The sequence below is a fragment of the Pedobacter africanus genome (assembly GCF_900176535.1).
GTDB lineage: Bacteria > Bacteroidota > Bacteroidia > Sphingobacteriales > Sphingobacteriaceae > Pedobacter > Pedobacter africanus.
In genome coordinates, this window is sequence record NZ_FWXT01000001.1 from 2,669,612 (window position 1) to 2,682,712 (window position 13,101).

The 13,101-nt window shown below is 42.3% G+C and carries 9 protein-coding genes; all 9 read left to right on the top strand.

The genetic code is table 11. From position 1 onward, the window contains the following. The first annotated feature begins 281 nt into the window (after positions 1 to 281). The 9 genes from B9A91_RS11175 (at position 282) to tsf (ending at position 13,027) form a co-directional block, all read left to right on the top strand. Positions 282 to 866, top strand: a complete 585-nt coding sequence (locus tag B9A91_RS11175; protein ID WP_084238476.1) for an RNA polymerase sigma factor — start codon at positions 282 to 284, stop codon at positions 864 to 866. Between the two features lie 75 nt (positions 867 to 941). Next, on the top strand, positions 942 to 2,075 hold the full coding sequence (locus tag B9A91_RS11180; RefSeq protein WP_084238478.1) for a FecR family protein: 1,134 nt from the start codon (positions 942 to 944) through the stop codon (positions 2,073 to 2,075). A gap of 178 nt (positions 2,076 to 2,253) precedes the next feature. Next, the gene (locus B9A91_RS11190; protein ID WP_235012528.1) at positions 2,254 to 5,574 is read left to right on the top strand and encodes a SusC/RagA family TonB-linked outer membrane protein; all 3,321 of its coding nucleotides are present in this window, start codon (positions 2,254 to 2,256) and stop codon (positions 5,572 to 5,574) included. Positions 5,575 to 5,591: 17 nt separating this feature from the next. Beyond that, positions 5,592 to 7,301: a RagB/SusD family nutrient uptake outer membrane protein gene (locus B9A91_RS11195; RefSeq protein WP_235012529.1), complete on the top strand. Its 1,710-nt coding sequence runs from the start codon at positions 5,592 to 5,594 to the stop codon at positions 7,299 to 7,301. Positions 7,302 to 7,361: 60 nt separating this feature from the next. Beyond that, positions 7,362 to 10,265 (top strand): glycosyl hydrolase family 28-related protein, encoded by a 2,904-nt coding sequence (locus B9A91_RS11200; RefSeq protein WP_084238485.1) that lies wholly within the window; start codon positions 7,362 to 7,364, stop codon positions 10,263 to 10,265. A 216-nt stretch (positions 10,266 to 10,481) separates the two neighbouring features. Beyond that, positions 10,482 to 10,925: a 50S ribosomal protein L13 gene (gene rplM, locus B9A91_RS11205; RefSeq protein ID WP_084238486.1), complete on the top strand. Its 444-nt coding sequence runs from the start codon at positions 10,482 to 10,484 to the stop codon at positions 10,923 to 10,925. An 11-nt stretch (positions 10,926 to 10,936) separates the two neighbouring features. Next, the gene (rpsI, locus tag B9A91_RS11210; protein WP_084238488.1) at positions 10,937 to 11,323 is read left to right on the top strand and encodes a 30S ribosomal protein S9; all 387 of its coding nucleotides are present in this window, start codon (positions 10,937 to 10,939) and stop codon (positions 11,321 to 11,323) included. Positions 11,324 to 11,341: 18 nt separating this feature from the next. Then, positions 11,342 to 12,166, top strand: coding sequence for a 30S ribosomal protein S2 (gene rpsB / locus B9A91_RS11215; RefSeq protein ID WP_084238489.1), 825 nt, complete (start codon positions 11,342 to 11,344; stop codon positions 12,164 to 12,166). 21 nt (positions 12,167 to 12,187) lie between these two features. Beyond that, positions 12,188 to 13,027 (top strand): translation elongation factor Ts, encoded by an 840-nt coding sequence (gene tsf / locus B9A91_RS11220; protein ID WP_084238491.1) that lies wholly within the window; start codon positions 12,188 to 12,190, stop codon positions 13,025 to 13,027. Positions 13,028 to 13,101 lie beyond the last annotated feature (74 nt).

The following is a 13,101-nucleotide window of genomic DNA, read 5'->3' on the forward strand; positions in this document are numbered from 1 at the left end:
CAGAAACAGGGACCACCTGGCGGTGCGTCCCTGTTATAAGATGGTTGATCCACCACAGATCAACCTAAACCAAACAAACTGCAACTATAACGATGGATGTTGTGCAAATGTTTTACGGAAATGGAAAAAAAGTTTTTGATGACTGTTTAATGACTATCAAAGGCAATATATAGCAGCTGTAAGCAGGAGATACATTTTTTGATAGTAAAGTATTTTTGCTGAATTAAGGTAATAATTAATTAATATTGAACTGATTTCTTGAATGTTGTATGGATTAACCAATGAAAATTAACTATAGCTCTTGTCCGGATATTGAACTCGTTAACTTATTGTCTGAAGATGATGAGCATGCTTATTTGGAAATATTCAGCAGGTACAATAAATTACTTTACAGCCATGCTTATAATAAACTTCGGGAAAGAGAAGACGCAAAGGACATTGTTTCGGAAGTCTTTTATGCACTTTGGGCAAAGCGGCAGCAAACTTTACCAAGGGAAAACCTGGTGGGCTACCTTTTTATGGCGGTACGTTATAAAATTGCCGACTTTTTGTCCAGAAAACAGGTAAAGCAGAATTATATCGCATCACTGCAAACTTACATCGATCAGTCCGGGGCCTATACAGATCACCTGGTGCGCGAGAAACAACTGAAAGAGATTATTGAGGAGGAGGTTTCGGCCCTACCTGCACGCATGCAGGAGATCTTCAGAATGAGCAGGTTTGAGCAGATGAGCCACAAGGAAATTGCAGAAAAACTGGAGCTTTCGGAGCAAACCATTAAAGACCAGGTTAAGAAAGCGCTCAGGATTTTGAGGATTAAATTAGGTCTGATCGCATATTTAACGCTTTTTTTTAAAATATTTTAATTTTTTCGTTTCCCCATCCCCCCTAAGCAGGACTTGTCCGACTTATAGTTTAATCAACCAGATAGACCAGATTAAATGAACAGGATAAAAGCCACTGAGCTTCTGCGTAAATACGTGGAGGGCACTTGCACTGATGAGGAGCAACAGCTGTTTGAGCAATGGTACGCAAATCTTAACAGTGAAGATCATCATCTTCTGACAGAAAACGAACTTAAACTGGCCGAACAGGAAATGCTGGGCAGACTGCCCGTTTCAATTCCTGCAAAAACTGTACGTCTTTGGCCTTATGCTACTGTTGCCGCTGCTATTGGCTTTGCTATTGTTGCAGCATTGTGGTTGTACAAACCCGATCCTAAAACCAGCAACAGCAATATGGAGATCCAGGCCCGGAACAATATTCTTCCGGGAAACAATAAAGCCATACTGACCCTTGCCGATGGCTCCAGAATATCACTTACAGATGCCATGAAAGGTGAACTTGCAGAGCAGGCAGGTGTAAGCATTACAAAAACCAGGGATGGCCAGCTGGTATATCAGATAAAAGATTCCGGAAAAAATGCAAACGTTTACAATACCATCGAAACCCCCAGGGGAGGGCAGCATCAGGTCATTCTTCCGGACGGGTCTAAAGTTTGGCTGAATGCAGCATCATGGTTAAGGTTCCCTTCTTCATTGGCGCTGGCTACCGAGCGCAGGGTAGAGTTAAGGGGAGAAGCTTATTTCGAAATTGTACACAAAAGCCAGCATAGCCCTTTTGTTGTAGTTACTGCTAAACAGGAAATAGAAGTACTGGGTACACATTTTAATGTGAGCAGTTATGCCGATGAAGGAACGACCAGGACAACGCTGCTGGAAGGCGCTGTCAGATTGAATGTTTTTACCGGACAATCTTACGTACTTAAACCTGGTCAGCAGGCAGTTTCTGGGGAAAACCAGGCAATAAACATCAGAAATGTAGATGTTAACGCGGCGGTAGACTGGAAAGAAGGGCTTTTCGTATTTAATAAGGAAAGTCTGGAAAGCATTATGCAAAAGTTGTCGCGCTGGTACGATGTGGATGTTGTTTTTGAAAATGAGCAACTAAAAAAACAACTTTTTGGTGGCAGAGTATCCCGTTTCAGTACGGTTGCCGAAGTGCTGGATGTTTTGGAACTAACAGATCTTGCACATTTTAAAACGGAAGGGAGGAGGATTATGGTCGTCAAATAGCTACCCATACCGTAATCCGTAAAAAAGCCAGATGTGGTTGCAACACAACTGGCCAATGTCCGGGTCACGTTCATAAAACTGGATTGTTTCAACTTTAACCCAAACTAACCAAATGTATAAAAAAAAGACCAAGAAACTTGGGATACCCGAGGGGTATGTCCATAAACTTCTGCTAATTATGCGAATCGCCACCGTAATACTAATAGCAACGATCATGCAGGTGAGTGCAAAGGGACGTGCACAAACTTTGTCGTTCATTAAAAACAACACCACTTTTAAGGAACTTTTTGCTGAAATTAAGACGCAGACCGGCTATAATGTGGTATGGCCTGCGGAAAAATTTGACGAGAACAGAACACTGAACGTAAAGTTTAGCAATACCCCGCTGGCCAGTGTTCTGAGCCAGACATTTACCGGTCAGCTGATCAGTTATTCTGTTAAAAACAAAACCATTGTGCTGAAAACCAATGTGCCGATGGCCCAGGTTTACCAGGAAACAATATCGGGCCAGGTGACCAATGCGGCTAACAACGAGCCCCTGCAGGGGGTCAGTGTTATTGCATCGGGCAACGCACTGGTAACGCAAACCGATGCCAGGGGAAATTACAGTATTAAAGCTGATAAAGGTTCGCTGAAGTTTACTTCTGTAGGTTTTGCTGATACCATTATTAATATTAATGGACGAAATACCATTAATGTGCAGATGCGGCCATCCAACACCAAACTTTTTGAAGTTATTGTGGTGGGCTATGGAACACAAAAGAAATCAGATGTCACAGGGTCCATTGTTTCCATCAATGAACAGGCCTTAAAAGAAGTACCGGTCATTAACCTTTCACAGGCGCTTCAGGGAAGGGGGTCTGGTATTGATATTCAAAAAAGTGGCGGTAACAGTAAACCTGGTGCCTCTCCGGTAATCAGGATCAGGGGTGCCAGGTCGCTGGGTGCAAACAATGACCCCTTGTTTGTAGTTGACGGTATCCCCTACAATGGTAACATTAACGATTTAAACCCCGATGACGTGGTATCTGTTGACGTGCTTAAAGATGCTTCTTCAACCGCCATTTACGGATCAAGGGGAGCCAACGGGGTGATCCTTGTGACCACCAGAAGGGGTAAGACGGGAGAAGCGGTAGTCACTTACAGTGGTTACGCCGGTGTAACCAAAAACCTGGGTAAGATAGACGTAATGGATGGTAAGCAATTTGAAATGCTAAAAAAATGGGCGGTGGTAAATGGGAATTTTGTTAACGGAGTACCTAAATATACTGGTATTGATGATCCCAAAATTATGACGGATGGTATTTTTGCGCCACAGGAACTTGAGTCTATTCAATTGGGCAGGAGTACCGACTGGCAGGATTTGATTTATAAAAACGGAATTACCACAAACCATCAGATTGGTGTATCCGGAGGGTCTGAAAAAACACAATATGCTTTGTCCGGAGGTTATCATAATGAGACCGGAATTTATCCCGGGCAGTCTTTTGAACGCTTTACCGCTAAAATAAGTGTAGATCAGAAATTAGGTAAATATGTTCGCGTTGGGTTGAATAGTATAAATACCTTTAGCTATGTTAAAGGTGAAGGGGCCAACCCGATGGGGCAGGTACTGCGTGCAAGTCCGCTTGCCACACCTTACGATGAAACAGGAAAGCTATGGGGATTTGTACCCGGTAGCGCAAACCAGGTATGGAACCCACTGGGCGATTTCGTAGAAGGGGCTAAAATAGAAAACAGAAAACGTTTCGGAACATTTACCACCCTCTATCTCGAAGCTAATTTGGCTCCGGGGTTAAAATACCGCTTTAATGGAGGTGCGGAAATAAAGTCTGATGTTTACGGAAATTTTTATGCCAGTGCCACTTCAAATAACCTGGGCGGTTTATCGACTTCCAGTAACCGTACCGGCTTTAGAACAGACTATACATTGGAGAACATTCTGACTTATGATAAGGTAATTGCCGATGATCATAAAATAAATTTTACCGGATTGTTTTCTTTACAGGAAGCCCAAAATCAATCCAATAATTTTAATAACAATAACCTGATTGCAGATAACCTATGGTATTACAATCCTCAGCTGGGCTCCAATCTTGTTGGATCAGGGGATTATAGTAAATGGTCGTTATTATCTTATATGGGCAGGCTTAATTATGCTTTAAAGGATAAATACCTGTTAACGTTGACCGTACGGTCAGATGGCTCTTCACGCCTGGCACCAGGAGGTAAATATAAAGTATTCCCCTCGGCTGCTGTAGCATGGAACCTGAGCCGGGAAGATTTTATTAAAAATGTTACGGCTATTTCAAATCTGAAACTAAGGGCTTCTTATGGAATGGTTGGTAATACTTCTATTGATGCCTATGCCACACTGGGGCAGCTTACCGGGGCCAACTATAATTTTGGCGATAAGACAACTACAGGATTATATCTTTCTAATGTGCCAAATCCGGCATTGACCTGGGAAAATAGCACAACGGCCAATGTGGCATTGGATTTTGGATTTTTGGACAACAGGATCGTAGGCTCAATTGAGGCTTACCAGGTGCATACAGATAAATTGTTGTTGCCACAAAATCTTCCTTTCACCTCGGGCATTCCTAATGCCGTTTTAACAAATGTTGGTAAAACGGAAAACCGGGGACTGGATTTCCAGCTAAGTACGGTAAATTTTAAAGGTGATGGCAAGAAGCAATTTAGCTGGACTACCGACCTGAACGTTTCTATCAACAGAGGAAAAATTACCCAGTTGCAGGAGGGGGTGCTAAATGACATTACCAATAACAGGTATGTAGGGCAGCCCATCGGGACTATTTTTGATTATAACAGAATTGGTATCTGGCAAAATACTCCGGCAGATACCGCAGAGGCAAAAAGGCTTGGGCTCACATTAACCACCGGAACAGGCTCTGTGATTGGCAACATCAGACTTGCAGATACAAATGGAGATGGTAAAATAACAGCAGACGACCGGATATTTATAGGATCGAGCCAGCCAAAATGGTCTGGAGGTATGACCAACAGGTTTGCCTATAAGAATTTTGACTTTACAGTAGTAACGTTTGGAAGGTTTGGCAGTACCATTATCAGTAGTGTACACAACAGTGGATTTGCCAATACCTTTCAGGGAAATTACAACAACCTGGATGTAAACTACTGGACACCTACAAACCATGAAAACTACTGGCCAAAACCAAATGCGGCATCAACCAATACACCCAACAACTCTACGCTTGGGTATTTTAGCGGCACATTTGTAAAGATCAGGAGCCTGGCCCTGGGTTATAATATACCAGCACCGTTTGCTGCTAAAATAGGAAGTAAATCGTTAAGGGTATATGCTTCTGTAAACGATGCATTTATTCTTTTTTCCAAATATAGAAGCATATATAAAGGTATAGATCCCGAGGCGATAGGAAGTAATAACAGGAGCTCTGTAGGTGTAGATACGCCTGCAAGTTATTCTATGACTTTTGGTTTGAACATGACTTTATAATTCAAATGATCAAGATTATGAAAAAGATAGCTATATACCTTGCTGTGTGCCTGTATCTGACACTCGCTGCAGGTTGTAAAAATACACTGGTTGAAGAACCACATTCTGATTTAACCCCCGAGTTTTTTTCTACCGCACAGGGTTTTCAGAAAGGGCTTGATGCGGCTTATGCAGGTACCCGCTCTTTTTGGGGCAATCAAAACCTTTTTACGATGACGGTAATAGGGACCGATGAGTTCTATACCGGAAAGGACGGCAACAACAACATCAATAAATACAATAGTAATTACGATACGGCCAACGGAACGGTAGAGGCCATCTGGAAAGACTGTTACATGAACATCAATACCTGTAATGGTGTGATAGACAATTCTGCTGCAGTAACGGGCCTGGCCGATGATCTTAAAAGCAGGATTGTAGCCGAGGCTAAATTTCTGCGCGCCAATTATTATTTTATCCTTGTGCAATTCTGGGGGGACGTGACTTTAAATAAAACTTTCCAGAATACGCCTACTACATCTGCAACACGTTCGCCAATGGCAGAGGTTTATGATTTTATTGTTAAGGACCTTCAGGATGCAATTGCCACACCGGCTTTTTACGCCAATCCGAAATCATCTGGTGCACTTCCAGGGGTAGCTACAAAAGCTGCCGCACAGCATTTGCTGGCAAAAGTGTACCTGACCAGGGCTGGTTCTTCGGCAAAAAAAACAACTGATTATACAGATGCCTACAATATGGCCAAAACCGTAATTACTACCAGCGGCTTGTCGCTGCTGCCCGATTTTGGTGATGTATTTGCTGAAGGAAATGAAAATAACAATGAGGTGATATGGACTGTTCAGCACACTTCTAATTTAGCTTACAATGGTCCGAACAACAGCGGCGGTGCCGATAATGTACTGAACCACATGTGGGTACCCCAGTACGAACTGCGCCCTGGTATGCAACGTTCTGTAACTTATGGCCGCCCTTATATCCGTTGTGTGCCTACCGCATGGTTAACCAATGTGGCTTTCCAGGAAAGGGTAAACGATACCCGTTACAACAAAACCTTTTTAACAACCTGGATTAGTAACAATGCGGCTTCGCTGCCTAAATGGCTTGCGCCGTTGCCACCTGGAGCGCCGGCTAATGCTGTCGTTGGACAAGTTAAATTCAATGTTGGAGATACCGCTATATTTATGCCTGGATTTGATGTAACTGATGCTAAAATTGCCGCTACCAGGTACTTGCTGATCCCTCCCCGTAAATATGACATTACGCTCTCTCCTTACATGAAAAAGTACAATGATACCAAGCGTGCCGATTTAAATTACCCATCTATCAGACCGGTAATTGTTTATCGGCTGGCCGAAACTTATTTAATTGCAGCAGAGGCTGCCTATATGGGCGGGGGCACTATGACAGATGCGATTGACAACATCAATATAGTAAGAAGAAGGGCCGCTTTTCCAGGCGCAAATCCTGCCGTAATGAATGTAGTATCCATTCCTTCTATTGATTTTATTCTGGACGAACGGTCGAGGGAGCTTTGCGGCGAAAATGTGAGGTGGTGGGACCTGGTGCGTACCAGTAAACTGATAGACCGTGTAAAAACGAAAAATTACAATCCTGAGGCCGCTGCCAACATTAAACCATTCCACGTGTTGAGACCAATACCACAAAAACAGATAGATGGGGTTACAACAGGCCCCAAATACCCTCAAAACCTGGGCTGGGAATAGTCAAACCAAGGCTGCCTGTAAAGGCAGCCTTTTTTTAGATAGGTTATTAATCCTTAAATCATGAAAAAAAATATATCCGTATCCCTGGTGGTATTGGTCTGCATTGCCTTCTCCGCTTTATCTGTAAGCGGCCAGAAAACAAGTTCAAAAGCCGAAATTACTTATGGCCCTCAACCACCTAATATTGCGGCAATAAGCGCCGATAGCGTTATTGTGATTAGCGGAAGTACTTATCGTTTTACGGTGGATACCCCGGAAGATAAGGGATTGGTAACTACAAATATTAGAGCAAAGGAGCTTCCGGCCCAGATTGCATCCAAAGATGGATCTGTCCAGAAATATGCGGTGCTGGATGGCAAAGGTGTTTTAAAAACCGAAAGTGCAATAGAGAATGGCGACAGACTGCAGGTAATTTCAGCAGATGGAAAAACCAGTAAAACTTACCACATCGGTACAAAAAATATGGCGCTTAGCGGTAGCCTGGTGTTACAGCAAAAGGCAGTAACAGTGGGTACGCTGACAGACCTGGTGCTTTATTTTACGGCAGGACAAAGGAGTCCGGATGCCCGCGTTAAAATCTATTTCCCGGCTGGCATTGAAGTTAACCCGAACAACACTACGGTAAATGTAATTGGCCGGGGCGACGTAAAACTAAAGGACCTGCCCACACAATCCATCGGTCGGGTAGGAACCAAATATTCCTATAAAAAGGTTGGCGATTACAGTCTTTCAAAAACAAGTAACGGAGGGACTGTTCTTGTGCTGGAGCATCTGGATTTAAGACCTGCAAATGGGGCCGATCTGAAAATGGTGGTTTCAGGTGTAAAATTTGTGAAGCCGGGAAACTATCCCTTTAGCGCTACCTATTCCACGTCTAAGCCAGAGGTATTCATCAGCCCGGGAACAGGACGGGAAACCACGGTGCTTACCGTTACAAATGCGCTGTCAAACTTTGAAAGGGTAATTGCCAAAAACTTTCAGTATAAAGAAGATACTGAAACCTATACCAAACTGAACTTTAAGTTTGCATTAAGCGAAGTGCCGGCAGGTATACAGCTCATGCAATCTCTCGACAGGGGGAAAAGCTGGGCCCCATCAGCTGCCACAATTGATAAAAAGAAAGGGACTGCTGCAGTATCCAGGTTAAAGCCCCATCAGTTCTATACTTTCAGGTTGCTGATTAAAGGTGGGATGCATAAGGGTTTTTCCAATACTGTAAGCTTTTATTCAGGAAAACTGGATGTAAAAAGCTTTGGAGCCGGTGCCGATGGAAAGAAAGACGATACAGAGGCAATAAATAAAGCGATCACTTACCTTAACCATATTGGGGGTGGTACATTGCTGTTCAGTGAGGGGACTTACAATGTCAGGACAGTTCATTTGAAAAGCAATGTTTACCTGTATGTAGCCAAAGGTGCTGTCATTAAAGCCATAAAAGGTGCTGATGCACCCGAAACTACCTGGTTTAGCGATAAAAAATACCGCTCAGGACTTTCACCTACAGCCCCGGGTCCGTATGCAGATCCTGAAAACTACATGACCAAGCAGGATGTTGGCCACCATTACTTTAGAAATACCATGTTTTTTGGAGAAAGGCTGGACAATGTAAAGATCATAGGAAGCGGACTGATCACCGGCGACGGGAACCTTGTAAATGGGGACAATGTGATGAACAATGCACCCGATAACCGGGCCGACAAAATGTTTACCCTTAAGCTTTGCACAAACGTGGAGATTGGCGGCTTGTATAGGAATGAAGATTTATGGTATGATCCTGCTAAAGATGAACCTTATTATATACTTAAAGACGGGACAAAATCATTTAATCATGACGATATGTTAAAAATTGAACGTGCAGGGCATTTTGCATTACTGGCAACAGGGACAGACAGTATTAATGTGCACGATACCTATTTTGCAAAATACCATAGCACCAACGCGCGTGATATTTATGATTTTATGGCCTGTAACTATGTTCGCGTAACCAATATTTATTCAAAGGTAAGCTCTGATGATATCGTTAAGCCGGGGTCGGACTGCTCGCTGGGCTTTACCCGTCCGGCCCGCGATTATAAGGTGCGCAACATTATTGGTGATACCAACTGCAACCTGTTCCAGATTGGCTCGGAAACGGCTGATGATATTAAAGACATTTGCGTAGATAACATTTATGTGCTGGGTGCCAATAAAGCAGGTTTCTCCATTTCGACCAATGATGGGGCGCATATCAGTGATATTCATCTGAACTGCGGGCACACCGGAAAATTGCATTCCCGATCTAAAATGCTGCGGACCAGAACCCCTTTTTTTATTTCCATATCTAACCGGGCACGTATTTTAGGAGCCGAGGTAGGCAGGTATGTTTTTATGGAAAACGGGATTAAACATGACGAGCTGCTGGTGAAAAATGTCAACATCGGCCAGGTAGAAAACATCATTATCAACGGGATCGATATTACTGAAGTTTATGGTGGAAGTTCGCACGGCGGGAAAAATGGCCGATGGAAGGCCTTCGATGGTAAACAGAACAAGGCCACCCCTATAGTTGCTGGTTATAAATTGCCGGATGCTGAAGTTGTTGAAGGAGGGCTTGATTTTAAGTTGCCCAACGGACAGCATACAGGTTACATTAAAAATATTGTATTTAATGATGTACATGTTCTGGTTAAAGGAGGGAGCCCTGCATCCGATAAGGATAATATACCGCCTGAACTTGGTGTAGGGCAGTACAATGTAGCCAACCTAAAAGTTCAGCCATCTTATGGCTTATGGGCCCGTCATGTCAAAGACCTGGCGGTAAGCGGAAGTTCTTTTAAATATGAGCAGCCTGATGGACGTTATGCTATTTTTCTCGACGATGTAATTGGGGCAAAAATATCGGATGTAAAACTAACTAGTGGTAATGAAGAGGTAATAGGGTTAAAGAATGCGGTAAATGTACAGCTAGATGGCAAAAATCTATGACCACCTTTAGCCATCATGATACTTTATTTTGTGTCGGGGATATTGCTGGGCTAAAAAAGCATTAAGCGCAGGGTAGAAAAACAGATGAGGTAAATTATCATTACTTTTTAAATAATTATCTGTTCAACTGTTTGACAATTAAATATTTCTATCTATCTTTGCAGTCCCTAAAAATTAGGGGAATAAACAATTGTTAAACAAATTAAATACAAGCAAGTGAATACGTTAAGTTACAAAACTGTCTCTGCCAATGCAAAAACTGTTAACAAACAGTGGGTTGTTGTGGATGCTGAAGGCGAGATTTTGGGGCGCTTGTCATCGAAGATCGCTATGATCATTCGCGGAAAAAACAAGCCTGAGTACACCCCACACGTAGACTGCGGTGATAACGTTATTGTTATTAATGCAGACAAGATCAAGTTGACCGGGAATAAATTTTCTGATAAAGTTTATATCTCTTACACTGGTTATCCAGGTGGTCAGCGTTTCATTTCTCCAAAAGAGTTAATGGCGAAACATCCTAAACGTGTTATCGAGAAAGCCGTTCGTGGTATGCTACCTAAAACTAAGCTTGGTGCAAAATTGTTCACCAACCTTTTTGTTTACACAGGTGCTGAGCATCCTCACGCAGCGCAATCACCAAAAACCATTAAACTTTAATTAAAGAAGAAATGTCAGTTACAAATACTTCAGGAAGAAGAAAAACAGCTGTTGCACGTATCTATTTAAAAGAAGGCAACGGCGCAATTACCGTAAACGGTAAAGACCATAAAGTATATTTCCCAACATTGCCTTTGCAATATATCGTTAACCAATCGTTCGAAGTTGCTGAATTGGTTGGCCAGTACGATGTACAGGTAAATGTTGCCGGTGGAGGTATCAAAGGTCAGGCAGAAGCAGTTCGTTTGGCTATCGCCAAAGCTATTGTTGAATTAGACGCTGAGAAAAAATCAGCATTGCGCGCTAAAGGGTTAATGACCCGTGATATGCGTATGGTTGAACGTAAGAAACCAGGACGTAAGAAAGCACGTAAGAAATTCCAATTCAGTAAACGTTAATCTTAAGGAGACAAAACAATGGCAAGAACTACATATCAAGACTTATTGGATGCAGGTGTACACTTTGGTCACCTTACCCGTAAATGGAACCCAAAAATGGCGCCTTACATTTTCATGGAGCGCAATGGTATCCACATTATAGATTTAAATAAAACTTTAACTAAAACTGAAGAAGCTGCTTCAGCGATCAAACAGATTGTAAAATCTGGTCGTAAGATCCTTTTCGTAGCTACCAAGAAACAAGCTAAAGAAATCGTTGCTGATCAGGCAAAAAAAGTAAATATGCCTTACGTAACCGAGCGTTGGTTAGGTGGTATGTTAACCAACTTTGCTACCGTACGCAAGTCGATCAAAAAGATGGCTAACATCGATAAAATGACTAAAGACGGTACTTATTCGATCCTTTCTAAGAAAGAACGTTTAATGATCCAGCGTGAGCGTATAAAATTGGAAAGCTTATTGGGTGGTATTGCAGATTTAAACCGCTTACCAGCTGCTATCTTTTTAATTGACGTTAAAAAAGAACATATCGCTGTTAGCGAAGCGTTGAAATTGAACATTCCAACTTTTGCAATGGTTGATACCAACTCTGATCCTTCGAACATTGATTTCCCAATCCCTGCGAATGACGATGCTACTAAATCTATTTCTTTAATTACTGATGTAATCATCAAAGCAATTGAAGAAGGTTTAGATGAGCGCAAACGCGAAAAAGACGAAGAAACTGAAAAAGAAGCCGTAGCTGCTAAAGCTGCTGCTGATGCTCCTGAAGCTGCTGCTCCTGGTGCAAGAAGGAAAAAAGTTGAAGCTGAAACCGAAGAAGGTACAGGCGAAGAAGGTTAAATAAAATATAAAAGAAATAAAATGTCTACAGTACAAATTTCTGCAGCTGATGTAAACAAATTGCGCCAACAGACCGGAGCCGGTATGATGGACTGCAAAAAAGCACTAATTGAAACTAACGGTGATTTTGAAGCCGCAGTTGATTACTTACGTAAAAAGGGAGCTAAAGTAGCAGCTTCACGTCAGGACCGCGATTCTAATGAAGGTGTTGTAATTGCTAAAGCAACTGCTGATGGCAAACGTGGTGTGGTTATCGAGCTGAACTGCGAAACTGACTTCGTTGCAAAAAATGCTGATTTCGTAGCCCTGGGCAACAAATTTGCTGATCTGGCTATCGACAAGAACCCTGCTTCCCTGGAAGACCTGCTGGCTCTTGAAGTTGACGGATTGAAAGTAGCGGATCTGATCATTGAAAATACTGGTAAAATCGGTGAGAAAATCGGCATCTCTAAATTTGAGACCGTAACTGGCGAAAAAGTTGTTCCTTATATCCACGGTAACTACCGTTTAGGTGTATTGGTTGCTTTAAACCAGGCTGGTGCTGGTGTAGAAGAAGCCGGTAAAGACGTGGCAATGCAGATTGCTGCAATGAACCCTGTTGCTCTGGATAAAGGTGACGTAGATGCTACTACTATTGAGCGTGAAACTGAAATTGCAAAAGAGCAGATCCGCGCTGAAGGTAAGCCTGAAGAAATGGTAGAAAAAATTGCTGCTGGTAAATTGAATAAATTCTACAAAGACAGCACTTTATTAAACCAGGAATTTGTTAAAGATTCATCTAAAGATGTACGTAAATTCTTAAATGACGTATCAAACGGTTTAACTGTTGTTGCATTTAAGCGTGTACAATTAGGAGCTTAATATTTAATTAATTTTTTTTAAAAGAGCCTCCTGTTTTCAGGAGGCTCTTTTTTTTGTTCTATATTTATCCCTAT